The organism is Butyrivibrio sp. AE2032, from assembly GCF_000702965.1.
In genome coordinates, this window is sequence record NZ_JNLF01000005.1 from 458,527 (window position 1) to 483,214 (window position 24,688).

20 protein-coding genes are annotated in these 24,688 nt (G+C 47.9%); 4 read left to right on the forward strand and 16 right to left on the reverse strand.

The window, feature by feature from the left end:
- Positions 1-8 precede the first annotated feature (8 nt).
- The gene (locus BO18_RS33170) at positions 9-665 is read right to left on the reverse strand and encodes a serine acetyltransferase (protein ID WP_051688983.1); all 657 of its coding nucleotides are present in this window, start codon (positions 663-665) and stop codon (positions 9-11) included.
- Between the two features lie 234 nt (positions 666-899).
- Between BO18_RS33170 and BO18_RS19735 the strand changes: the two genes are divergently transcribed.
- Positions 900-1,661 (forward strand): AraC family transcriptional regulator, encoded by a 762-nt coding sequence (locus BO18_RS19735; protein WP_034449079.1) that lies wholly within the window; start codon positions 900-902, stop codon positions 1,659-1,661.
- Between the two features lie 57 nt (positions 1,662-1,718).
- Here the strand turns inward: BO18_RS19735 and BO18_RS19740 are convergent, their stop codons facing one another.
- From BO18_RS19740 to BO18_RS34980, 6 genes are all read right to left on the reverse strand, one after another.
- Positions 1,719-5,129, reverse strand: coding sequence for an ABC transporter permease (locus BO18_RS19740; RefSeq protein WP_034449080.1), 3,411 nt, complete (start codon positions 5,127-5,129; stop codon positions 1,719-1,721).
- On the reverse strand, positions 5,129-5,830 hold the full coding sequence (locus BO18_RS19745; protein WP_034449081.1) for an ABC transporter ATP-binding protein: 702 nt from the start codon (positions 5,828-5,830) through the stop codon (positions 5,129-5,131). The genes BO18_RS19740 and BO18_RS19745 overlap by 1 nt, the downstream gene beginning before the upstream one ends.
- A 50-nt stretch (positions 5,831-5,880) precedes the next feature.
- A complete protein-coding gene (locus tag BO18_RS19750) occupies positions 5,881-7,368 on the reverse strand; it encodes a leucine-rich repeat protein (RefSeq protein WP_034449083.1) in 1,488 nt (495 codons plus the stop codon).
- A 2-nt stretch (positions 7,369-7,370) separates the two neighbouring features.
- The gene (locus tag BO18_RS19755; RefSeq protein ID WP_034449084.1) at positions 7,371-9,065 is read right to left on the reverse strand and encodes a proline--tRNA ligase; all 1,695 of its coding nucleotides are present in this window, start codon (positions 9,063-9,065) and stop codon (positions 7,371-7,373) included.
- A gap of 161 nt (positions 9,066-9,226) precedes the next feature.
- The gene (locus BO18_RS19760) at positions 9,227-10,036 is read right to left on the reverse strand and encodes a hypothetical protein (RefSeq protein WP_034449085.1); all 810 of its coding nucleotides are present in this window, start codon (positions 10,034-10,036) and stop codon (positions 9,227-9,229) included.
- A 634-nt stretch (positions 10,037-10,670) separates the two neighbouring features.
- Positions 10,671-10,835: a hypothetical protein gene (locus tag BO18_RS34980; RefSeq protein WP_185752522.1), complete on the reverse strand. Its 165-nt coding sequence runs from the start codon at positions 10,833-10,835 to the stop codon at positions 10,671-10,673.
- A 283-nt stretch (positions 10,836-11,118) separates the two neighbouring features.
- Here BO18_RS34980 and BO18_RS19770 point away from each other — a divergent pair, with 283 nt between their 5' ends.
- Both BO18_RS19770 and BO18_RS19775 read left to right on the forward strand, forming a co-directional pair.
- The gene (locus BO18_RS19770; RefSeq protein ID WP_034449088.1) at positions 11,119-12,174 is read left to right on the forward strand and encodes a 3D domain-containing protein; all 1,056 of its coding nucleotides are present in this window, start codon (positions 11,119-11,121) and stop codon (positions 12,172-12,174) included.
- Positions 12,175-12,245: 71 nt separating this feature from the next.
- Complete coding sequence (locus BO18_RS19775) at positions 12,246-13,997, forward strand: ribonuclease J (RefSeq protein ID WP_051688984.1); 1,752 nt, start codon at positions 12,246-12,248, stop codon at positions 13,995-13,997.
- A gap of 86 nt (positions 13,998-14,083) precedes the next feature.
- Here BO18_RS19775 and ltrA read toward each other — a convergent pair whose 3' ends face one another.
- The 4 genes from ltrA to rpsU all read right to left on the reverse strand — a co-directional run bounded on the left by ltrA (position 14,084) and on the right by rpsU (position 20,996).
- Entirely contained in the window at positions 14,084-15,367 is a 1,284-nt protein-coding gene (gene ltrA / locus BO18_RS19780; protein ID WP_034449090.1) for a group II intron reverse transcriptase/maturase, read from the reverse strand.
- 547 nt (positions 15,368-15,914) lie between these two features.
- Positions 15,915-18,530 (reverse strand): RelA/SpoT family protein, encoded by a 2,616-nt coding sequence (locus BO18_RS19785; protein ID WP_051688985.1) that lies wholly within the window; start codon positions 18,528-18,530, stop codon positions 15,915-15,917.
- A complete protein-coding gene (recJ, locus tag BO18_RS19790; protein ID WP_034449092.1) occupies positions 18,517-20,664 on the reverse strand; it encodes a single-stranded-DNA-specific exonuclease RecJ in 2,148 nt (715 codons plus the stop codon). Before recJ ends, BO18_RS19785 begins: the two co-directional genes overlap by 14 nt.
- A gap of 158 nt (positions 20,665-20,822) precedes the next feature.
- Positions 20,823-20,996: a 30S ribosomal protein S21 gene (gene rpsU / locus BO18_RS19795; protein ID WP_028506978.1), complete on the reverse strand. Its 174-nt coding sequence runs from the start codon at positions 20,994-20,996 to the stop codon at positions 20,823-20,825.
- Between the two features lie 369 nt (positions 20,997-21,365).
- Between rpsU and BO18_RS35700 the strand changes: the two genes are divergently transcribed.
- On the forward strand, positions 21,366-21,455 hold the full coding sequence (locus tag BO18_RS35700; RefSeq protein ID WP_242856597.1) for a putative holin-like toxin: 90 nt from the start codon (positions 21,366-21,368) through the stop codon (positions 21,453-21,455).
- 115 nt (positions 21,456-21,570) lie between these two features.
- Here the strand turns inward: BO18_RS35700 and BO18_RS33175 are convergent, their stop codons facing one another.
- The 5 genes from BO18_RS33175 to BO18_RS19820 all read right to left on the reverse strand — a co-directional run bounded on the left by BO18_RS33175 (position 21,571) and on the right by BO18_RS19820 (position 24,687).
- On the reverse strand, positions 21,571-22,368 hold the full coding sequence (locus BO18_RS33175; RefSeq protein ID WP_051688986.1) for a prepilin peptidase: 798 nt from the start codon (positions 22,366-22,368) through the stop codon (positions 21,571-21,573).
- A 141-nt stretch (positions 22,369-22,509) separates the two neighbouring features.
- Positions 22,510-22,926, reverse strand: a complete 417-nt coding sequence (locus tag BO18_RS33180; RefSeq protein WP_051688987.1) for a type IV pilin protein — start codon at positions 22,924-22,926, stop codon at positions 22,510-22,512.
- Positions 22,927-23,155: 229 nt separating this feature from the next.
- Complete coding sequence (locus tag BO18_RS19810; protein WP_185752523.1) at positions 23,156-23,905, reverse strand: PilW family protein; 750 nt, start codon at positions 23,903-23,905, stop codon at positions 23,156-23,158.
- 4 nt (positions 23,906-23,909) lie between these two features.
- The gene (locus BO18_RS19815; RefSeq protein ID WP_034449097.1) at positions 23,910-24,245 is read right to left on the reverse strand and encodes a hypothetical protein; all 336 of its coding nucleotides are present in this window, start codon (positions 24,243-24,245) and stop codon (positions 23,910-23,912) included.
- Between the two features lies 1 nt (position 24,246).
- Entirely contained in the window at positions 24,247-24,687 is a 441-nt protein-coding gene (locus BO18_RS19820; protein ID WP_034449098.1) for a hypothetical protein, read from the reverse strand.
- Position 24,688: the final 1 nt, after the last annotated feature.

Consider the following 24,688-nt stretch of genomic DNA (forward strand, 5'->3'; position numbering starts at 1 on the left):
CTATCGTCCTACCACTGCTTGACTCCGCTCGAACTGACGTTGTATTCGTCGAAGAGGATCGTGTTGTTGATGTAATTGAGCGTAGCGCCCGGCGACCTTCTGATGAGACCGGGGTTGCCGATTACGATGGAACCGTCCGGAACGTCGAAGTTAACATAGGCACCGGGGGCGATAAGAACATTATTGCCGATCCTGATATTGCCTACGATAACGGCATTTGCGCCGATCCAAACGTAATTGCCGATATGGGGTGAACCCTTTCTCTTTCCTCTGAACTGGGTTCCGATGACTACGCCCGTGGAAACGTTGACGTTATGGCCGATTACGCTCTTCGGGTGGATTATTACGCGTCCGAAATGCGCCAGATAGAAGCCCTTGCCGATCTCTGTATCATAGGGGATCTGGAAATGATATTTACGGCTCAGCCTGTCGAGTCTGAAGTTGCTTACCGCAAACTTGATCTGATAGAGTTTTTTCCTGATACCGTCGTACTTGTTGAGCTGGTCGTAGTAGTAGCGGGTACGCCTCATAACGCTTATATAGCTGAACTCCGGGCTGGACCTTCTCTCCTCGAGATAGCAGGCGTAGATGTTCTTATAGCGGCGCGCGTTACCTGTATATCTGAACAAATCGGCATAGATTATGTCTTTAAGTTCATCCGTCATGAATGCACGCCTCCCTATTTTTTCTACCTTAAAATTCTATTACTTTTCAGTCAATAACTCAATAAGATTTTAAGCCGTAAAAGCCTGTTCAGGTTAAGTTTTGGACAACCTTTGCGAAAAATGTTTTTCCTGTTTTCAGGTATTCTTTACATAACAATGAAAGAAATATACAATTTTAGCAATAGATTCAACATTTTTTGATAATCAATCCTAAATGGAACCGGGGTATAGTCTATGAACATCGAGAAAGAATTAGCCAAAAGACTTATGAATGAAGGCGAATCCGGCAACCGCCAGGTCGCATACAATACCGAGATCAGCTTCTATGAGATCGTTGCCAGCGGCAACTACCACAGATTGGAAGAAGGCCTTAAATCAATGGCAGAAACCCAGACTCTCGGTGTTTTGAGTCCCGACAAGCTCCGCAACTTCAAATATCACACGGTCATCCTCACTGCCCTCGTCAGCAGATTCTGCATCGAAGCAGGTCTTGAGATCTCCGTCGCATATAACCTTAGTGATATCTACATCGAGCTGATCGATGCCGCAAGTTCCGTCGAAGAGGTCTACAGCATCCAGAACGACCTTCTCCGCACATACTGCCGCAAGATGAGCGACCTTTCAAAGAACCGCGTCGTATCGCGCCACATCGTGGTCGCTATCGACTACATCAGGTCCCACATCCAGGAGAACCTCACGGTCGAGTCCATCGCTGACTCACTTTCACTTAACTCGAGCTATCTTTCCAAGCTCTTCAAGCAGGAAATGGGCATTACATTAAGCCGTTACATAAGGGATCAGAAGATAAACGTCGCCTGCAACATGTTAAGGCATCTGGACGAGTCTTCACTCACGATCGCTAACTACCTTGGGTTCTCTTCCCAGTCTCACTTTATCCAGGTCTTCAAGAAGTCGACCGGCATGACTCCCGAAGAGTACCGCCGCAAGAACTATCACCAGAGCTGGATGAACGGCGAGGGCGAACAGAGCACCTGATATCAGGTTTTTCTCACAAAAGGCATTTTCAGGTACCTGCGCACAGCGCCGGCATTATTATTCTGCACTCTTCAGCGATTCAGCCATGTTGATCTTTTCGATCTTCGCACGCATTATCAGATTTACGACTGTCGAGAATGCCAATACAAAGGCAAGAGAATAGAGATAACTTATCAGATCGATCCGGATGTCATAAGTGATCATGTCCATGGCTATCTGCGCCATGACGTACCTGTGCAGCAGGAAGCCGAGAGGCAGTCCCACGATATAACCCATAAGCACCAGCATGATGTTTTCGCGGGTGACATAAGCGCCTGTCTCCCTGCGGTTAAATCCCATGACCTTCAGCGTGGCGATCTCTCTTATGCGTTCCGTAATGTTTATGTTGTTGAGGTTGAACAGTACGATGAAAGCAAGCGCAGCTGCACATGCGATGACGAGAATTATGACGTAATTCATCCTTTCCATCGTCTTGGCAAAACTTTCCCTGGAATCGGCAGTAGATGACCAGGTCGCCAGTTCATAATTGTCTGAAAGATATTCAGCGACTGCATAGGCATCATCGTGCGTCTTACTCTCGACGGCGACCAGAAGCGTTTCGGGAGTATATGGTTTGCCGAAATACTCCCTGTAAGTGGATGGCGTCATCATCACATAATGGAAAGTATAGTTCGTAAAGACAGAACTTACCTTAAGCGTTACAGGACGCTCTTCATCACCGTATAACAATGTTATACTGCCGCCGGGCTTGACATTATTCTTGTCGGCGAGCTTTTGGGAGATGGCCACCTCGCCGTCAGCTGGCCACGCCAACTGTTCACCGGTCTTGTAGTCTGTAAGTCCGAAAATAGTTAAGGCATTAACGTCATCGGTAACGAATACCGAGAGATCCCTCACATACCCGGAGCCGTTGTTCTTGGCTGTATCGCTCTTTACCACGGCATATTCGCACTTAACGGACGTGGCTTCGCGCGCGGCATCGGCAGCTTCCCTTATCTCGTACTGTCTGTACTTACTGTCGAAAGTGGCGGCAATGTCATATCTCATTATGTTGTCGAACTGGGTATCAACGATATTGCATATAGAATCGTAAAGTCCGAATGCGGTAAGCAGGAGCGCGGTGCATCCCGCGATGCCGACGATCATCATCCACATTCTCTTCTTAAAGCGGAAGACGTTACGCAGCGACACCTTATGCAGGAACTTGAGTTTTTTCCAAATAAACGGAATGTATTCCAGAAGGATTCGCTTTCCGGGAAGCGGAGCTTTCGGTCTTATGAGTTCGGCAGGCATTCCGGTCAGTGTCGACATAACAGAGATTATGGATACGCCGACAGTACAGATGAGTGCAACGGCCAGAGACAGACAGAACAGCGGTATGCTGGAACTGAAATTAAGAGTCGTAAAGCCGTACATCATCGCATATACTTCCCAGATGACAGCCGGGAAAAGCTTCGTACCGCCCATGAATCCGAGAACGCCGCCCAATATGGAAGCAGAACCGGCATAGACCGCATACTTCATTACTATCGCGGTATCAGAATAACCGAGAGCCCTCATAGTGCCGATGATGCCTCTCTCATCGCTTACCATCCTGCTCATGGTGGTGGAGCACACGAGTGCGGCTATCGCAAAGAAGAACACCGGGAAAACGGTGGCAATACCGTCAACTATCCTGGAATCGTTGTCGAAACAGACATAACCGGTATTCTTGTCCCTTCCGAGAATATAAGTCTCGGGATCGTCAACACTGTCTATGAGCATGAAACCGTAAACCAGATCCGACCTGAATACCGTTTCCGCCTTATAGGAAAATTCAGAATATCCCTGCCAGAGTTCATAAACACCTTCGTGGTATTGCTTCCAGCCGTCATCGACCTTGGTCTGGGCTTCGTTCAGTTTCCTCTGCCCCTCATTGTATTGTGAGACTCCGTCGAGATATTGAGCATAAGCACTGTCAAACTGTGCCTTGGAACTCTCATATTCCTTTACGCCCATATCGTACTGGATCTTGTCGGACATATACGACTGATACACTTCATTATATGAGGCTATCTTGCCTTCATATTCCTTCTGCTTTTCGTCCAATGCCTTCTCATCTTCATCAAGTTCTTCAAGCTTGCCGTTGAGGCGCTCCGTTTCCTTTTGAGCTGCCTCGAGCGCCTTGGCATTCGTCTCGCGGTTCTGCTCCTGAACATCGATCTGGGCCTGGATGATCGCTTTTTCCCAATCGTTGTCCGCCTCTTCGAGCCTTGCCTTGTTGTTCTCTATCCCCGCATCAATGGAAGCCAAAACAGATTCATATGTTCCTTCGAGATACTCGAGCGCAGACAGTCTCGCCTCGATCTCCATCCTCGATTTTCTTATTTCAGAACGGCCTTCCGTTATCTCGGAATAAAGAGAATCGACATCGCTCTTTATACTCTCCATCTCCGTCTTAGCTTTCTCGACCCTCTGTCCCGCGGCATCGAGCAATACTTTCGTGGATGTAAGTTCCTTACTGTAAGCATCGATCTCCTTTTTCGAACTGTCCAGAGTCTTCTTGCCTTCTTCAAGCTCTATACGGTTTTTATCGATCTCAGCCTGGGCATCCTCAAGTTCCTTTTTGGCATCGTCAAGCGCTGCACGCCCGTCCTTGAGCTCGTCGCGGCCTTCGTTTATTCCGTCTCTGAATTCGTCCATACCGTCGTAGAGCTTGTCGTATTCTTCCCTGAGGAGAGACTCGAACCTGTCGTTTATGACACCTGAGAGAGCAACTTTATATTGTGATTCGGCTTTTTCCGCCCATTCCTTATACTCGTCGGAATAGAGATAAAGTCCGTTATCAGCATACAGATACGCTTCGGTATAGTATTCGGAATCGAATGCCCCGGGAAGCGCGCAAACATAGAAGGAAACTTTTCCTGAACCTTCATTCGAAGTGCCGCGCTGAAAATTCATGTATACCGGAGACCTGGCAGTACCTACGACCGTATACTCCCTGTACTTGAACATCTTCATGGCATTCTCCGATGTCTCATCGGCGATAACGAGCTTTGTTCCGGGTTCTACCGAAGGAAGCATATACGCATCTGCCACAACCTCATCGTCTCGTAAAGGAAGACGTCCTGATTCCATCTTGATCTTGTTGACGTTTTCGGTGATCGAAATGAACCTCACGGTATCAGCGCTCAGGCTTTCTCCAAGATAGGCCGAGCAATCGGCCGAATAAGCACCTTCAACCACGCAGGACGTGCGGCTTGCCAGTTCTTCTATATCATCATCGGTAAAACCTATTGTCGACAGGAGTTTAAAGTCGAACATGGCATAATCTTTCGTATACTTATCGGCAGTCGCGACAAACGACGGCGTGGTTACCTTCAGACCCGCGAAGAAACCGACGCCCAGAGCGATTATCGCGAATATCGCGAGAAATCTGGGGAGCGTCATCCTGATGGATCTTAAGATGGTCTTTGCGTAAGGTTTCATTACCACTCGATAGTATCTACGTTAACCGGTCTCTCATTGATCACGTTACTCGTGATCTTTCCGTTCTTTACTCTGATGACTCTGTCAGCCATAGCCGTAAGCGCCGAGTTGTGCGTTATTATGACGACGGTCATGCCCTTCTCATTGCTTAAGGACTGCAAAAGCTTCAGTATCGCCTTTCCCGTCTGATAGTCTAAAGCTCCCGTAGGCTCATCGCATAAAAGCAGCTTGGGGTTCTTTGCAATAGCCCTTGCTATCGCGACTCTCTGCTGCTCACCGCCCGAGAGCTGCGCCGGGAAGTTATTTACACGGTCTGCCAGACCGACTTCCCTCATGAGGAGATCGCAGTCGATCGGATCTTTTACGAGCTGAGCCGCCATCTCGACATTCTCGATCGCGGTAAGGTTCGGTATCAGGTTGTAAAACTGGAATACGAATCCGACATTCTGTCTTCTGAACAGCGCGAGTTCGTTAGCACCGAGCCTTGAGATCTCCTTGCCGTCCAGAAAGACCTCACCCGTTGTAAGCCTGTCCATTCCTCCGAGGATATTGAGCAGCGTAGTCTTGCCCGCGCCTGACTGGCCGACTATTACGCAAAGCTCGCCTTTCTCTATGAAGAAATCGCATCCGTCAAGTGCGGTGACATTGACGGATCCCGTCTTGTATATCTTCTTAACGTTTCTGAATTCAATGTAAGCCATATTCTTCTCCGTCTGACCGTCTTGCGGAACCTTAAGCTCCCGTCCGGCCGTTATCTGGTCTCGATAAACATCGGCTGGATGTCGTAATCGTCCGCAAAACCCGAAAGATGTGAAGGGACGCTGATGTAGAGCCTCGGGCAGTCGTCGAACGCCCATGTCCCGATGCTCTCAACAGAATCGGGAACTCTTACATAGCTCAGTTCATCACAGTAATCGAAAGCTTCATCTCCGATGTATTCCAGCCCTTCGGGCAGATAGACATATTCCAGGTCCTCACAGGTATCAAAGGCGCATTCCTCGATACGCTTTACTGTATCGGGTATTACGACCGTGGTTATGAGGTCACAGTCGCTGAAGCATAAAGTGCCTATCGATGTGATATTGCTGCCGGGCTCGAAAACGATCTTGTTGAAACAATTGACACCTGCCGGCATCTTTATCTCTCCGCTGCCCGAGATGTGGCAAACACCGTCTCTCGTTATCTCATAGGACGCGTAATCTCCGCAGTATCCTGCCGAAGGTATGCCGTGTCTGGTGTCGGCATCCAATATCCTGTGATCGTTCGAAAACGATTCAAGCGGCAGCAGATAGTAGGACGTGGAATAATCGTATGTCTTGACTTTGTCCGGACCGCTGTAGAATCTCGCCATATCATATGTGGGATCGACGAAATGCCACTTGCCGCCAAGGAATACCGCAGCCCACGCGTGGTCCGCCCAATCCTCAGCCACCGGAATTCTGGTTGTCATCTCGTTATAATCGGCAAAACCTATGCCGAACTCCACAACAGCCGGGATCCCCTGCGCCCTGCAGAGTGCGGTGAAAGCATTGCTGAAACCTTCACAGATTGTCTTTCCGTCTCTTAACACGGCTACCGCACCGTCCTGATAACCGCCCGATGCATCACCGGCCTCTGTCTCATCGTATGCCATCTCGGTGGCAATGTAATAGTAGATGCGGAATACCTTCTCCCAATCGTCAGCTGCGCCGTCACATATGCGGTTGGAATAAGCAATGAGTACGGGATCGTCGCACTCGATGTCATTTTGGGGTTCGAGGCACTCATTAAGCGACTGTTCGTCGGTCCAGAGCTCGGAACAGGTATTGAGATTGTACTCATAATTTGCCGATTTCCAGAAAAAGACATTATCGCCTTTCCTGACGATCACATTATCGCCGTTGGTTACTTCAAGACCGTATGCTTCATATTCGATAACGAGATAATAAAGTTGGTCTTCATCCATGAAGTTCACGATATCCAGGATAAACGACTCACCGCCTCCCGTGAGGTTCTTCACCACGTTGTTGTCCTTTGCCTTGGCAAGAACGACGGTATAAGACCTTGAGGGATCCGATGAGACAAATATAACGCTCCCGCCGGCGAGTTTCATTTCGAGAGTCTCTCCGTCGCAGAGCGTTAATGTGTATGAGTCATAGGAAGCGCGCGTGAATTCGCCTTTCCTTTCCAGAAATCCCGGAAAAGAAGCGAGCGTGAAAGACGCGCAGAGGATCAGTGATGTGACGATCCTTAAGAACAAGTTCAGATCTCCTTGGCAGCCTTGACAGCTTCATCTACCGTGATCTCGGCAGTCTCGCTGGAATCTCTCCTCTTAACTTCAACGATGCCTTCGCCTGCCCTTCTTCCGACAGTGATGCGGAGCGGGATACCCAAAAGGTCTGCGTCCTTGAACTTGACGCCGGGGCGCTCGTTTCTGTCATCAATAAGGACTTCACAGCCTGCAGCAGTAAGATCGGCATAGATCTTCTCCGCAACGCCCATGATCTCCTCGTCATTTGCCTTTGTGGGAACGACGATGACCTTGTAAGGCGCAACGATGGAAGGCCAGATGATACCGTCGTCATCGTGATACTGCTCGATGATGGCAGCAAGGACTCTCGAAACGCCGATGCCGTAGCATCCCATTACCATGCTGTGTTCCTTGCCGTTGTTGTCGAGATAGATGCATCCCAGAGCATCGGAATACTTTGTGCCGAGCTTGAAGATGTGTCCGACTTCGACGCCTCTTGCCATGCCGAGCTTGCCCTTGCCGCACTTGGGGCAGATATCGCCTGCCTTTGCGTTAGTGATATCGGCAACCTGATCGGCTTCGAAATCTCTTCCGATATTAACGTTCTTGAAATGGTAGTCCGTCTCGCATGCGCCGACTACAAAGTTCTTCATGCCGGTAACTTCCGGATCGACTACGATATCGATCTTCTGCTTAAGTCCGACAGGGCCTGCGAAGCCTACCTTTGCGCCTGTGATCATCTCAACATCCGCAAATGCCGCAAGTTCCATCTCGGTTGCATCATAGAGGTTGCCGAGCTTTGTCTCGTTAATGTCTCTGTCACCTCTGCACATAGCGGCAACGAACTTGCCGTCAATGTTGTAGAGGATCGTCTTTACGAATGCGTCAGGTCCGCAGTTCAAATAACCGCAGAGTTCCTCTATTGTCTTTACGTCAGGAGTATGGATCTTCTCGATTGCGAGTTCCTCACCTTCCTGGGCAGCGCCTCTCGTCCAGCCTGCCTTCTCCTCGTTTGCGGCATAACCGCACTCGTCGCAGAAGCAGATGGCATCCTCGCCGACTTCACTCTTTACCATGAATTCCTGGGAACCGGAACCGCCCATTGCGCCTGAATCGGCATCAACGATCGTGTAGTCAAGTCCGAGTCTGTCGAAGATCGCTCTGTAAGCGTCGTACATCTTCTTGTATGAGATATCAAGACCAGCCTCGTCAACGTCGAAAGAATAAGCGTCCTTCATAACAAACTCTCTTGCTCTGATGACGCCGAATCTCGGACGCTTCTCATCTCTGTACTTGTGCTGGATCTGATAAAGGGTAACAGGGAGCTGCTTGTAAGATCTGATGGAATCCCTTACTGCTTCCGTAAAAGGCTCTTCATGCGTGGGACCCAGGCAGAAAGATCTGCCGCCGCGGTCTGTAAGCCTGAACATCTCGGGACCGAACTTCTCCCATCTTCCCGAACCCTGATAAGCCTCAGCAGGCAGAAGTGCCGGCATTATGAGTTCCTGTGCTCCTGCCTTGTCCATCTCTTCCCTGATGACTGCCTCAACCTTCTTGTAGGTGCGGTAGCCCATGGGCATGAACGAATAAACGCCGGATGCCATCTTGCGGATAAGGCCCGCTCTGAGCATCAGTCTGTGTGAAGGGATCTCGGCATCAGCAGGGATCTCTCTTTGTGTAGCCATAAAAAGATTGGAAACTCTCATTATCTTGCTCCCTATATTATTAATATTTTACGGGTGTAAGTATATACGAGAGGTTGTGTTTTTGCAATTGAAAGCTATTACAGAAAGGGCGACATGCCTGAGATTATTCAGTCCATTCCGGAACTCAGATCAGATATCGCCTGGGAGTTCTGAAGGATGGGCTATATCAGATACCTTCTGATCATCTCCTCTATAACTTTTGTATTCAGCGGATGCGCTTCCGTCTCCATTGTCAGGATAAGGCTTTTTATATCAAAGTCATCCGCCAACACATATTTGTCGATCTTACTGACATTCCTCTCTGCATAGTCCTCCTTTCCCATCATGCCCAGGTGTTCCCAATAGTAATCCTTCCTGAGCCTGACATTCAGGCAGTTAAAGTCAGGTGCCGCAAAGATCACACCGTCGTGTGTGACAGGATATTCATAACGGTAAGGGATGTTATTTCTCAGCAGCGCATCAGCTATCAGTATCTCCGACTTAGACCGCACTCGTTCACCGCGTGTTGTATAGAATTCCGGGTCTTTCTTACCGAATCCGAGCCTGGTGTACGGTGTATTCTGCCACCGTTCAATAAATTCCTCATCACTCAGGAATTCTGACTTCACCAACTGCTTTCTCGGTTCTTTCAATTTTTCGTAAACCTGCCGGGCCGCATCGGGATCAAAGTCTTTCAGAAACTGTTCGATCGTCTTTTTCTGTTCTTTCAGCACGGCCAGAAGCTTTTGGTCGTAGTCCTTTTGAGCGAGTTTGGCGGCAAGATCACGGTCTTTAGCAGCAATGTATCTGCCTGAATTGTCATATGCTCTTACCCTCTGATAATACTGATAACTCTTTCTTTTTTTCAGTATACGTAAAGAACCCATCGGAGCATCTTTAATCCGTTTGTTTAATGATTTAACCGTGTTTTCTATTTCTGTCGCATGTAACAACAGATCATTTATCAGCGCTTCAGAATTATATACTTGCATATTCTGCCTCCTTAACCCCGTTTGTTAGCGTGCCTACGAATTTCTATTTTCGAGAAAAATAGAGGTGCATTTTAGTTATGTTCAGCTAAAAAAGCAGTCAGACGTACCTACGAATTTTGAATTAATATCAATTTGGGGGTACGCCTTAGTCCCTAAAGCCTCAAATTATGCTCAAATGTACCTCCGAATAATCGAAATAAAGATATTTCGTAGGTACGCCTCCTTTTCGGAACTATAAATAGATTATCTGAACAACAAGAACCGACTTCAATCCCTTTACCCAACATTGAGACTAATTGGCACCCCGTGAGACAAGTCTCAATTTTCGGCACTCTCTCCAAAAGTGGCCAAATGCCATGTTTTATTGGTTCATAGCAATTTCATGTGTTCGAAATAAAACAGTGTTCATCAACGAAAAGCTACACGAAAGAAAAACAGATACATGACAGATACTGCAAAACAAGCATTCTTAAACAAAGGCAAAAAGAAGCCGTCGAAAAACAGCAGCAAAAATATGAGACTCAATACTTTTCTTATACGAAAAAAGCTCTCCATACCCATTAAGATGCATGAAGAACCCGTAAAACGCTTAAAGAAACAGAAAATGCTTCAACCGCTCAGTGAGCGAAAACCCTTAAAGATCCAGGATACCGATAAGGAAAATGACGTCCAGGATACCGCAGATAATGAGGATAAGGGCACAGATAATGTAAACGCGTGCGCGCTTTTTCTCAACATCGCGCTCAGTCGTTCCGTAGTATTCTCTTTTGGCCGGTTTACGGACACGTCCCAACGACATCTGTTCTCCCCCCTCGCTTAAGACTCCCCCTGTCGGTGTCTAGATTATAGACGCTTAAAAAATTACATGCCTTGCATAGTTGTGACAATCAATTGACAAATTACGAAAAACGCTTTACTCAAAATCACTTTTGCGGTAAAGAGGTCCATTGGGCCTTAAGTGAAGATTCCATACAAAAATGCCCGATTTTTCACTGATAATGCCTAAAAATCAAAGTATGATATAATATATTTGCAATTCTGCCCTCGAAACAGAGGAGAAAGAAACAAGGAGAATCAGATTTTTGAAACTGATCGGAATAAAAGAATTCTATAACATTACACGCGCTAAGATCATCTCAGCCGTCAATTGCGTTGTCGTAGTATCTCTCTGTGCCACGGCTACTTTTGCTGTTGATTCGGCTCTGGACTACACGCCTGTTGTGGCTCAGCCTGTTGAAACAGTCGCAGAGACTTCGGCTGATATCCTGACATCCGATGAGACAGATACATCTGTTACCGAATTCGCAGATATGACCGAAGCATCAGGCTCTTCAGCCGACGGCACAGATGCTACCGAACCTTCCACATCTGAAGGAACGGCCGAGAGCATTGCAGATGCAACAGAAAATACATCAGAGACTTCTGCTTCCGCTGCTGACGCAACAACGACAACAACCGCGGCAACCACAACAGAAGCTACAACAGAAGCCACCACGGTTACAACAACTGCTGAGACTACAGAGTACATAACAGAAAAAGAATTATATCTTGCAGTATATGCCAAGACCACGATCAACGTAAGAAAAGGTCCCGGCACTGAATACGATGTCGTAAAGAGCGTTTTCGCAGGCGATCAGATCGACGTATGCGCTGTTACTTCAAACGGCTGGTACAGGACATACAACGGCAACTACGTTAAGGCTTCACTCACAACTGAGACAAAGCCCACCAACACGCCGACGCCCAAGCCGAAGCCGACAAACAAGCCGACATCTTCCACAACGGCTGAAGTTACAACCAGGGCAACGACTACAGAAGAAAAGAAGGCCGCACCTTCAGGTGAGGGCAATACCTGCACGATCACATTCTACGGTCCCCAGCCCACGGGCAACGGCGGCTACAGCAAGAGCACCGCTACGGGAACGACATGCACCGAAGGACGCACCTGTGCGGCAGACTGGTCCATCTATCCTGCCGGAACGGTAATCTATATCGAGAACGACCCGTTGGGAGGCGACGGATATTACACCGTTGAAGACAGAGGACCGGGAGTCAAGGGATACCACATAGACATATACGCCGAAGACGGCGAGTCGGGTAACCACTCCACGTGCAAACGGACCGTAATAGCACAGTAAACAAGAATACAACGTTTCAAATACTTCTCGGGATACGGGAAGTATTTGCGTTTTAATACAAAGGAACAATTATGAGCAGCAATTCAAAAAGACACGGGATAAAAGATCCCAAATACAAGAATCAGCAGCCGGTCAAGATAATCCCGCTCGGAGGCATCGGTGAGATCGGCAAGAACATGACGGCATTCGAGTACGGCAACGACATAATAATCGTCGACTGCGGAATGAGTTTTCCCGAAGAGAACATGCCGGGTGTCGACTGCGTCATCCCTGATTTCACTTACATCAGACGCAATCAGGAAAAACTCAGGGGCATCCTCATCACGCACGGACACGAGGACCATATCGGTTCCCTTCCCTATTTCCTCAGAGAATTCAAGTGTCCCGTTTTCGGCGGCACGATGGCCATAGAACTCATAAAGCTCAAGCTTCAGGATAAGAACGTCCCTTTCGAGGGAATTAAGCTGTCCACATGCAAGAACGGTGACATAATAAGCCTGGGCAAGGCATTCTCCGCCGAATTCATCAGAGTCAACCACTCCATCGCCGACTCCTATGCGCTCTGCATCAATACCCCCGTCGGCAGGATCGTTCACTCCGGCGACTTCAAGATCGACTATACGCCGATCAACGGCAAGACCATAAATCTCCAGCGTTTGGGCGAGCTCGGCAAGGAAGGCGTCCTGATGTTCATGTGCGAGAGCACGAACGTCGAGATAGACGGCTTCTCCCCGTCCGAAAAGCACGTCGGCGAAGCTTTTTCGCACTACTTCCGCAAAGCTGAGGGCCGCATCATCGTCGCCACGTTCTCGTCGCACGTTCACCGCATGCAGCAGATAATCACCGCAGCGGAGAAATACGGACGTCATGTCTGCCTGTCGGGCCGTTCGATGGTACAGGTATTCAACATCGCGAACACATTAGGTTACATCGACATCAAGCCTGACACGCTTATCGACATCGATGCGATAGACAACTATCCTGACAACAAGATCGTCGTCCTCACCACCGGTTCGCAGGCAGAGCCGATGAGTGCTCTTACGCGTATGGCATACTCATCACACAGCTCCGTTGACATCACAAAGGGCGATACGGTCATCATATCGGCAGACCCCATCCCGGGCAACGAGAAGCCCATCTACCGCGTTATCAACGAGCTCTACAAGAAGGGCGCGCACGTCATTTACCAGTCACTCGCGGACGTTCACGTCTCTGGTCACGCATACAGGGATGAACTCATGATGCTCCACACCCTGATAAAGCCCAAATACTTTATTCCCGTCCACGGCGAATACAGGATGCTCTGCCTCCACAAGGAGATGGCAGAGAGTCTCGGCATGAAGGAAGAGGATATCCATATCCTTGAAAACGGCGATGTATTAGAGCTCCGTGCAGACGGTGCAAAGATCGCCGATCACGTTCCCGCCTCCCCCGTTCTCATCGACGGCACGGGTACGGTCGACGCAGACGACAGGGTGCTTACGGACAGGATCCACTTAAGTGAGGACGGTGTCCTTGCGATCGCCATCACGGTCAATGAGGAGACAGGCGACCTCGCCTGCAGTCCCGCGGTCAATTCCATTGGATGCTTTGACGATACGGAGAACATCGATGTGATGTACGAGCTCATCTCCGACAAGGTCGACGATCTGCTCAAGCAGGCCAGCACCAAGGCAGGCAGCATCGAAGCTTTCCTTCAGAAGCGCAATTTCAGGGAACAGATAAAGAATTTCGTGCACTCGAAATCAGGCAGAAAGCCGATGATTCTCTTCAATATCAGCTATGTCGGCGGATATGACGACGAGTATTACGGGGATACATGATTTTCCCAGTATAACTTCAGAAATCGAGTAGGGGGAATTTAATCCCCCTCTCACACCACCGCACGTGCCGTTCGGCATACGGCGGTTCAACTTAACTTCAAAGCGTGGCGCTCATTGTAGTAATCAAGGCAACTGATAAGACCTGCCCTGCCAAGCACCTCTTTTGAGATTGCCCGTGATACGCAAGTCTTGGTCACGACCCATTGGTATCTGTCTCCACAATACGATGTCAGTCTTGCTAAGTCTTTGGATACTCCGAGTTTTTGGAGTCCCCATTGTCTCTTGCTCGGCACCTTCCATTGTTTCCAGATAATGGTTCTAATCCTTGTCCTTAAATGTGCGTCAATGTCAGATATTGTTGACTTCATATCTCCTAATGCAAAGTAGTTTATCCAACCTCTCGTTACTTGGTTAATCTTCTCAATTCTCAATCCTAATCTCATTGAATTCTTTCTTTGCGTCAAGGCTTTGAGTCTGCGTTTGAACTTGGCGACAGAGTCTTGGTGTGGTCTTGCTTTCCATTCAAGTGTCTTTGGGTCTTTGTAGAATCCAAACCCGAGGTATTTGACTTTCGTCGGTCTGACAATCTTAGTCTTTTCTGCGTTGACCTTGAGTCCGAGTTTCCTTTCTATCCAAGACGTGATGGAGTACATCACACGCTTTGCACTTGCTTCGCTCTTTACTGCAATTATGCAGTCGTCAGCATATCTTGCGAAGTGCAGTCCTCTGTTTTCAAGTTCTTTGTCCAATTCATTCAGCATTATGTTGCTAAGTAATGGTGAGAGGTTGCCGCCCTGCGGTGTTCCCATTTCTGTTTGCTCGTATCCTTCCGGGGTCATTACACCTGCCTTGAGATATTTGCGTATCAGAGATTCCGTGTCTCCATCGTTAATCAGTATGTGAACGTAGCTCATTAGTCTGTCTTGTGGTACGTTGTCGAAGAATTTCTCCAAGTCTATATCCACAATCCACGTGTAGTCCTCATTTAAGTATTCAAGGACTTTTCTTATTGCCATCTCACAGCTTCTGTTCGGACGAAAGCCATAACTGAACTCCGAGAAATGCGGGTCGCATATCGGTCCTATCACTTGTACTATTGCCTGCTGGATTACTCTGTCCATTGCTGTAGGGATTCCAAGTTTTCTCTTTCCGCCATTAGGTTTGGGTATTTCTACTCGTCTGACGGGTTGAGGCTTGTATTCCCTTCGTAGTATCTGCTCTTTTATCGTAGGCCAATTTGCCTTGATATACTCACCAAGTTCATCTGTACTGACACCGTCAACTCCGCCCGCACCCTTATTGGCACAGACCCGTTTGTAGGCTTCGTTCATATTGTCCTTATGTAAGATTTTGTCGAGCAGTTCTGACATTGCCTTGTGTGCTCTTCTCCTTTCCGCTCCCTCGGACTCAGCCTTATGTTGTGTGTTCAGATTTCATATACGTTTCATCCTACCACTGTCGGGCATATCCTCAGGACATACATTTGCGTCGCACGGTTAAATTGTTCCACCCTTCCCGATTACTCGGTACTATGGCTTCTGCTGACTTCTCACAGTTCGTTGTTACTACGGATCGTGCTCCGTCTGTGAGACCTCACGGGATAAGCCCCGAACCTTTCCCCGTTTACTCGCCTGATTTACGCATTGAGGTTACGGTTGCCTTTAGGACTTTGATGTCTCAAGCCATCTCATCCGCTCAACACGCCTTAATATCAGGTTTCTGTCCGTCAAGCCACGGTTTCGCTATTGCTTCTTCTCGCCTGCACCTCACGGTACAAACCTTGCAAGTCGCTTTAAGGTTCGTCGGCAACTACGCCCCTCAGGACTTTCACCTGAGGTTCGGGACATGCCCGTCATACTAATAAAAAACTGCCGCGCAAGCAAAGCACGGCAGTTTTTGTTTAAAAGAAGCAATCTGTCAGTTTCTGATAACATCCACAACATCTTTCACCTGCAGGAGCTTATCGCAGATACGGTCGAGCTGTTCCCTGCTCGAGATGTTGATGTTGGCATAGAGCCTTGCCTCAGGCCCGTCCAGAACGGTGTTGATCTTCTCAACATCGATCTTCTCGCTGTTCATCTTGTCGATGACGTCCATAATGAGCCCCGGACGCTTCAGAGCGATTATCACAAGGCATACGTCGTATGTCGAGAACTTCGCCTTTGAAAGCCACTTGACGGCCACAAGGCGGTGGAATCTCTCCTCTGCCTTAGGCGATGCATCACGGTTCCTCATTATGTTCTGAATGTTATTGCATGTGACCTTATGGATGCCTACGCCCTTCTCCTGCGTAATGTAGCCGATAATCTCGTCACCGTAGATCGGGTGGCAGCAGTTTGAGATGTGCGTGACGATCGTATCGAGACCGTTAACAACCACGACATCGTTGCTGTGCGCGCGTCTTGCGGCATCTGCACGAGCATTTCTGGAAGGCTTCGTACCGGCTGCTGCGGCAACGATCGGATCGTTGCCCTTGGTGCCCGGAACAACCGTCTGGTGCGGGTCTGCACCAAGCGCGTTGATCGTGGCGCCGTCAATTGAGAGCACCTGCTTGGAGCTCTCGGGCTGCGCATTCTTCTTCGAACCCTTCGAATTGCGTGTCTGGTCAGCCTTACCGAGTTCGATCGGGATCTCCTGCGGGCTGTATGCGACGTTTCCGTCTGCCGTGACACGGTAACCCAAGGCGCGGCGCTCCTCTTCGGAGATGTTCCTTATATAGTCGTCACGAAGGCGCGAGAACACCTTGCTGACGCTGATGGATCCGTATCCCAGAGCGGCGAACATGTCGTCTAAGGACTGGAAATTATTACGCTTCAGAATTATCTCGATGGACTTGTGCATCAGGAGCTTCGCGGGATCGAAACCGTTACGCGTGATCTCGTTCGTAAGGAGCTCTCTTCCCGTAGCGATGTTATCTCCTCTCGCCTCACGCTTGAACCATGCGTTGATCTTGGCTCTCGCATTTGCGGTGCGCGCGATGGATACCCAGTCTCTGGAAGGTCCTTTTACGAGCTTGCTGCTCGAGAGGATCTCCACGATATCGCCGTTCTTGAGCTCGTAAGACAGCGGCACGATACGGCCGTTTACCTTTGCGCCGTGCATATGGTTGCCGATGCCGGAGTGGATCGCATACGCGAAATCGATCGGACAGGAACCCTTAGGAAGCTTAACTACCTCATGCTTAGGAGTGTAGACAAAGATCTCGTCGGGCGCGATGTTCATCTTGAACGATTCCAGGAACTCGCCCGAGTCGGTGAGCTCGTTCTGGGAATCGATTATCTGTCTCATCTCGTTTATCTTCGTGTCGAACTTGTCAGCCTTGAATTCGTGAGAATTGCCGGCCTCCTTGTAATGCCAGTGTGCCGCTACGCCGAATTCGGCGATCTGGTGCATCGCGAAAGTCCTTATCTGCACCTCGAAAGGAGTACCCGTATGGCTTACGACAGTCGTGTGGATGGACTGGTACTTGTTCTCCTTCGGCATGGCGATATAGTCCTTGAAACGCCCCGGAACGTGCTGGTACATCTCGTGTATGATTCCGAGCACCTGGTAACATTCAATGACCTCATCGACTATTATCCTGCATGCGAAAAGATCGTAGATCTCGTCTATCGTCTTGCCCTTCTCATGCATCTTCTTATAGATGCTGTAAAAGTGCTTCGGGCGTCCTTCAATGTCGTAGTGAACGATACCGTTCTCCTCGAGCTTGCCCCTGATCTCGGAAACCACGTCCGCCATGAAGTCTTCCCTCTGGGTACGGTTGCCGTTTACGAGCTTTACGAGCTCATAGTAATCGTCCGGGTGAAGATATCTTAAGCACAGATCCTCAAGTTCCCACTTGATCTTGTAGATACCGAACCTTCCCGCGAAAGGAACGTAGATATCAAGCGTCTCCTGAGCCTTTTCGATCTGCTTTTCGGGGCTCATGGACTTTAACGTCCTCATGTTGTGAAGACGGTCCGCGAGCTTGATGAATATGACTCTGATATCGTCTGTAAGAGCAATGAACATCTTACGGATGTTGATCGCCTGTATATCCACTTTTGAATTATAAACGATGTTGTCGAGGCTTGAATTGAGCTTTGTGACGCCGTCAACAAGGCTGCAGACGACAGGACCGAACTTCTCGGTGACCATCTGGTCATCGACTATCGTGTCCTCTATCGTATCGTGGAGAAGAGCCGCCTCGATCGTGGCCACGTCGACCTTAAGATCAGCCAGGATGAGAGCAACAGCAACAGGGTGCGTGATATAAGGCTCGCCCGTCTTTCTCTTCTGGTGACGGTGCGCCTTATATGCGAAGATAAAAGCCTTCTCCATCTGAGCGTTGTCATTCTCGATGTCTTTCTCATCGAGATCAGCCGCTTTGGCATACTCGTCATAGAGCTCAACTATCTGACGGAACTTCTCTTCCAGATCCAGGGGGATATCGGGCTTTATGCTGTCATCCGAAAGATAAGCGCGTTCGGCCTCGGCCTGCACTTCCTCTTCGGTTACGGCATTAAATTCCTTGTCGTTCTTATCCCTGGTCACCTTGTATTCTCCTATACACCTCAGAATCACTGAGTTTTACTTTGTCGCCCGTCTGAAGGATGTTGAAGCATACCCTCAAAGGCGTTACCGTTCTGAGTCTGATGAGCCTGCAGTCCGCAAAGACCTCAAGACACCTCTTCACCTGAAACGGTGTTATCGCAATATCATAATTGTTCGACACCAATCTTGCAAGAAGTCCGAGGTCAACAGTGGACATTGCGGTGCCTCCGAACTTCTCAATGGCCTTATAGCAGGCTCCGTACTGTTCCGGAGTAGGTCTCATGGTCTTCGTAATGTCCTCACCCGGCGCCATCTTGGCTATCTGGTCCATCGCGAGCCCGCTCGTATAGAGCTTCTCGGCGATATCAGCCTTCTTCCACATAAAGCTGTCGGGATCTTCCGGCCTTATATCCTCCAGATGGAGACTTAACGAAGTCTCTCCCCTGTAGCTGTATTCGTTAAGCGTGTAGGCGATATCGATCCTGTCGCCCGCCCTCAAGATATTGAAATAATCGCCCATTCCGAAGCCGACTGCCGACAGCGTGATCCTCCCGGTCTTATCAGTCAGGTCGAGCCTTATGTGCGCTCCTGCGCTCATCTGGGCGATATTTGTGATCACAAGACCATATGTAACAAAGATGGGCTTCGGATTACCTATACCGAAAGGTCTGAGCTTGCTGACCTCCCTGTATGATGCGAAATCAAGCCCTTCAGGCAGTATCTCGCACTCCGCGCAGATCGCGTCTTCCTCATTCTCCTCGCCGGACCTGCCCTTCTCTTCGAAGATCTTTGCAGCCTCTTTCTCGAGTGCCTCCATGAATGCCGCCATGTCGGACTTTCTTACAAGAAGTCCCGCGGCCTTCTTATGTCCGCCGAAATTAACGAGCTTATCGGATATCCTCTCCAGGCATTCATAAAGATCGAAATCACCGAATGCTCTTCCGGAACCCTTGGCACATCCGGGTTCGGTTGCATCATCTGTAAATACCAGAGCCGACCTTCCGTAAAACTGTGACAGTTTGCCCGCAACGATTCCGAGAACTCCCTGGTGCCAGTCCTTGCCGTATACAACGATGGGACCGCAGGTATTGGTCAGAGACCATTTCTCGGGCCTTGAAGGGTTCTCGAGCTGGTTTCTTGCCTCATCGAAGACTTTTGCCTCTATCTCCTTGCGCTCGTCATTCTCACGTGTGAGATCCTGTGCAGCATTCTTGGCTTCCGTAGGATTATTCTCCAAAAAGAGCTTTAATGCATCAGCCGAATCGTAAAGCCTTCCGGCAGCATTAATTCGCGGTACGAAATTAAACGAGATAAATGTCTCGTCTAAAGTCTTTCCGGGTGCCAGGAGCATCTCGTTCATGATGCCCACGCCTACATTTGACGGGTTCTTCATGCTCTTGAAAGCACGCTTGATTATCGTTCTGTTCTCATTGGTGACAGACACAAGGTCAGCTATGGTTGCAAGTCCTGCAAGCTCTATTGCCTGACGCCAGATATTGCCTGTCACTTTATGCGTGCCGTCCTTGCCCAAAGCCTCTACGAGCTTTAATGCAACGCCCGCGCCGCAAAGGTCAATGAAAGGATATGTGTTGTCCGCCCTCTTGGCGCAGATAACGCAGTCAGCTGGCGGAAGTTCATCCTTAACATTGTGGTGATCGGTCACTATGACCTTGATGCCTCTGTTCTTGAGTTCCTGAACGGTGTCGATGTTGGTGACGCCGCAGTCAACCGTTATGACAAGGTCAGGGTGCTTCTCGACCACCTTGTCCATTATCTTCTCTGTAAGCCCGTAGCCGTGCTCGGCCCTGTGCGGAACGATATACTGCACATTCGCCTGATGGCTCCTGAAATACCTGACGAGGATCGATGTGGCCGTTACGCCGTCGCAGTCGTAATCGCCGTAAACGAGTATCTTGCCGTGATTATCAATGGTCTCATTGATGATATCCACAGCCTTGCGCATGTCATTATAAAGGAACGGATCGTGCCAGATACCGTCATCCTCAGACAGAAATTGTTCTACGGATTGCCCTTCGGTTATCCCGCGGTTTTTTAGCAATACATCAAGAAGCGTATCAGCATCCCCTACTTTTTGGGATGCCGATAAGCGCCAGTTCTTACCGGTCAACAACATATCTAATATCTCAACTTTATCTTTATTGGAGATATTATAGCAAAAACAGAGGAAATATTACAAAAAACAAATAGTCTTTACATACCGGCAGATCAAACTGTCCGAAAAACCAAGGCAAAAAAAGACCGCCCTTGCCGGACGGTCTCATTTAAGTCTTATCAATGCTTTCTCTTGCGAGCTGCTTCAGACTTCTTCTTTCTCTTTACAGAAGGCTTCTCGTAATGTTCTCTCTTACGAACTTCTGCAAGAACGCCTGACTTTGCGCAAGAACGCTTAAATCTGCGAAGTGCACTGTCAAGGGACTCGCCTTCCTTAACTTTAATCTCAGACATCTTTATCCCCCCTCTCGTGCGTGGATTTCAAACTAGCACATTATATAGGACGGCCGCAGATAAGTCAAACCTTACGTATCAAACCGGGACAGCAATTATAAAAATATATCGAGAACCAAAATTGGACAGATAATATACTTTGCCTAATGAAAATGTCAATATTCGGTTTTGAGGACAAAAACTTTCAGTATTGACGTGAATCGACTTTCGTCCTGCACATACCACGTACAAGCATCCAGAATAAATAGTAGAATTATCAAGGAGTGCTATCGGCACGGTATTCGTGACGCTTGGCGTTCTGGCGGTTGACCTCACCATCAACTGCAACATTCTTTAAAAGAAACGTTGCAGGTACGGGAGGTGATGCATATGAGCGATTATGAAATACTGAGCGTATTGCTCACTATCGGTATCCTTATAGTCTCGATCATTGCACTTTGTTTGAAAGTAAAGAAATAAGCCGCCCTCGACCAAAGATGCGGCTTGTTTTTTAGTCAATCTTGAGGTCAACCGTCTTCCGGTAGCACTCTTATACTGTTATTCTACATCTTCTTTACTAAAAAGCAATTAACCGTTATACAAAATGAATCTGGAAGACAATTCCAATAATATCTTTTAGTATCAAAGCAACTATTACACCTATCGAAATAGCCGGCGCCAGAGATATCTTTCTATTCTTTGACTTGCATACGAGCGCGAAAACGACACCAAGCACAACCGCAATGCTCACAGCTATTACAGCACCCTGTATGCGGCAGAACAGCATCAGGCACATTGCAAGCTTGGCAGGACCATAACTCATCTTGGTATTTTTCACCTTGCCGATAATGGCTGTGACGATTACCATGGCAAAACCTACGCATGCAGATGCGATAAGTCCCTCCACAGCATATTTCTGCATCTCAGGCATGAATCCCACCGTCATGATCCATACGACAAGGATCGCTGCAAGGAATCCGTCCGGGATAACACCCGAATCCCAGTCAGCCAGTGACAGTCCCAAAAGCAGCACTTCAAGAGTCAGAGTGGCGATAACAACGGCATCAACAGCACCGTGGAGCCACAACGTTGCAGCAAAAACCAGACCCAATATTATCTCGAAGATCAGATCTCTCGGCGGCACCTTGGAACCACAGTATCTGCACTTGCCCTTCAAAGCAATATAGGAAACAACAGGAAAAAGATCAGCCGTCGACAGTTCGTGTCCGCACGTGTCGCAGTGGCTGTGACCTCCCATCCAGTCCTCATGGCGAACAACACGCCAGGCAGTACAGGTGATAAAACTCGCAAAGACCGCTCCGAACACAAATGCCAGAACGATCAGGTATATACCGATAAAAGGTATCTCAAATAACGGATAAGATAAAACCAAGGTCAGCCTCTCCTTAACAGATGATTCTGACTTTGATTATACACTGTGAGCCGAAATGCAAAAAGTGCATAAAAGAACACCGGGTTCTTTCGAACCCGGTGCGATAGTTGATTTAATCTACTCTATTGATTTTGATTAAACTTAAGATGCTGTCCATGTAGCAGTACCAGGATTCCAAGTATATGTATACTTGTTGATCTTTACCGAGCCTCCGGTAATAATACCGTTTGTATCCGAAGTGAACGAAATATCAGTAACTAAACCACTTGCATCACCGATCAGATCCATAACTTTTGTATTGTTTCCTGCATCAGTAGCACCAGTAATTGTAAGAGTACCTGTAGAAGGATTGCCCTGTGAATACTGATATGTTGCTGCGGACTGAGCTGCTGTCAATACTGTAGCTGCCATCTGATAGTCCTTTTCCTGTCTAGCTCTCTTGATGTAGCCTGTAAGTGCAGGAACAAGCATAGCTGCGAGTACTGCGAGGATAACGAGAACTACGATAAGCTCAACTAATGTGAAGCCCTTCTTTGTTGATTTACCTAACTTTTTCATCTTAGTGACCTCCTTTTTGATTCACCCTAAGTGAGTTTGTTTGTTTTGTCAAAAGTGTTTGACTTGCTTGATGGTCTTACTATAACCCATCCCCAAACGGACTTCAACACATTTATGCCACAATTAATGGTTGAGTAACAATTTATTAACCCGATACCGTCAAAAACGGAGTTTGCAAACGAAATATGAATGAAACACTTAATATATGAGAAAGTAATAATGTCAATGCTTACTGGAAGCAAAGCACGGCGCTTCTTGTATATACAGAGCCTTTCGTATCCAATACAGTCACATCACATGTAACATATGCAGGTCTGGGAATATCTTCAGAAGTGTACTTAAGATCATGGAATCTCAGTTCAACCGTATACCCCATATATGTAGCCTGAGTGAACGGATTAGTGAAATCAAAATAATCAAAAGGATAAATATACTGATCCCCGCTTATCTCAACGGCATTGCTTTCATAATATCCGTAATGGACCAAACCTGATCTGGCATCAGCCTCATCAATGCTGTAAATAGAACGGCTGACAGTTCCGTTCGCGTCCCCGTCTTCGTCTTTAAATGACGCTTCAGACATATCCTTCTCAAAAACAGCGGCACTCAGTGTATCACCAAGCACATAATTTGCAGCAATTGTCTCACAATATTTGCTGTTCCTCCTGAATACAAGAACGCTTCCAGCCGGTTTCAGATCCACATCTGTCATTACTGTTCCGTCATAATCGTCAGGATTTGCTATCCAGGCATCACCTGTACCCGTAATAATGGCCTTTAAACATTCCGTTCTCAATGCTTCAACAACGGAATCAGCTACGATCTGAGCCCTGTTCTCATCAAGCGCTCTGGTATAGATCTTAGAAACAGGCAGGATGAGCATAACGCATGCAGCTGCAAATAAAGCTGTTAATGCCATTGCAACTACCAGCTCAACAAGAGTAATACCTTTTCTTGTTTCCTTTACCTGCTTTTTCATATCATTACTCATCCGCTACATAAACATAATACGTATAGGTCTGACCCTCAACTTCAATGTTGTATACAAGCCTGGAAACCGCTTTACCGTTAAAGACCTGTAAAGGAGCCGGAGACTCTGTATTAGTCTTGGTTGCAATCCTGTGCTGAAGTTCGGTCAGAGCCTGATCGTTATATTTCCGGATATTACCAGCTCTGATGTCCGTTCTGGAAGCATACGATATGCTTTGAGTGAACATGACCATCATGATCGACAGCAAAGCAAAAGCGATAACCACTTCAACTATCGTTTCACCTTTGGTGTCTCTTATTAATTGATAATTCTTTCTTATCTTCTTCATATCAGCTTACCCGCATGAACATCTTTCCGGATTTGAAATATGTAAGTGTATAGACATATTCCTCATCTGCCGCCGTTGCAGTGATAATAACATCAAAATACTCAGCGTTTTTGCTCTTAGCTATTGCGTTTACTTTTACCAGGTTTTCAGGATCTTCATCACTGACAAGCACCTGACCGTTGTATTCATCCAAAGGGAGATTTCCGCCGGCTATAAGCGAATCCAAAGCAGATCCCATACTCTTAGCCGCCTCGTAAGCCTGATCCTGAAAGTATTGTTTATCTGCCGAAGCCATCAAAGTATTAACACTCACAGACAGGATAATTACACTCGTAACTACAAGAATGGATATGATCGTAACCAATACGATACTTGCACCTTCGTTGTTACAAAGGATATCTTTGGCTCTTCTGTATAAAACTGTCTTATTCTGTCGTTTCATA

Coding starts and splice junctions, on each gene's coding strand:
- rpsU (WP_028506978.1), bottom strand. CDS start 20,996: ATGTCTGAGATTAAAGTTAAGGAAGGCGAGTCCCTTGACAGTGCACTT.
- BO18_RS19810 (WP_185752523.1), bottom strand. CDS start 23,905: ATGAAAAAGCAGGTAAAGGAAACAAGAAAAGGTATTACTCTTGTTGAG.
- BO18_RS19735 (WP_034449079.1), top strand. CDS start 900: ATGAACATCGAGAAAGAATTAGCCAAAAGACTTATGAATGAAGGCGAA.
- BO18_RS35700 (WP_242856597.1), top strand. CDS start 21,366: ATGAGCGATTATGAAATACTGAGCGTATTGCTCACTATCGGTATCCTT.
- BO18_RS19815 (WP_034449097.1), bottom strand. CDS start 24,245: ATGAAGAAGATAAGAAAGAATTATCAATTAATAAGAGACACCAAAGGT.
- BO18_RS19755 (WP_034449084.1), bottom strand. CDS start 9,065: ATGAGAGTTTCCAATCTTTTTATGGCTACACAAAGAGAGATCCCTGCT.
- BO18_RS19745 (WP_034449081.1), bottom strand. CDS start 5,830: ATGGCTTACATTGAATTCAGAAACGTTAAGAAGATATACAAGACGGGA.
- BO18_RS19760 (WP_034449085.1), bottom strand. CDS start 10,036: ATGCAAGTATATAATTCTGAAGCGCTGATAAATGATCTGTTGTTACAT.
- BO18_RS33180 (WP_051688987.1), bottom strand. CDS start 22,926: ATGAAAAAGTTAGGTAAATCAACAAAGAAGGGCTTCACATTAGTTGAG.
- BO18_RS19740 (WP_034449080.1), bottom strand. CDS start 5,129: ATGAAACCTTACGCAAAGACCATCTTAAGATCCATCAGGATGACGCTC.
- BO18_RS19775 (WP_051688984.1), top strand. CDS start 12,246: ATGAGCAGCAATTCAAAAAGACACGGGATAAAAGATCCCAAATACAAG.
- BO18_RS33170 (WP_051688983.1), bottom strand. CDS start 665: ATGACGGATGAACTTAAAGACATAATCTATGCCGATTTGTTCAGATAT.
- ltrA (WP_034449090.1), bottom strand. CDS start 15,367: ATGTCAGAACTGCTCGACAAAATCTTACATAAGGACAATATGAACGAA.
- BO18_RS34980 (WP_185752522.1), bottom strand. CDS start 10,835: ATGTCGTTGGGACGTGTCCGTAAACCGGCCAAAAGAGAATACTACGGA.
- recJ (WP_034449092.1), bottom strand. CDS start 20,664: ATGTTGTTGACCGGTAAGAACTGGCGCTTATCGGCATCCCAAAAAGTA.
- BO18_RS19820 (WP_034449098.1), bottom strand. CDS start 24,687: ATGAAACGACAGAATAAGACAGTTTTATACAGAAGAGCCAAAGATATC.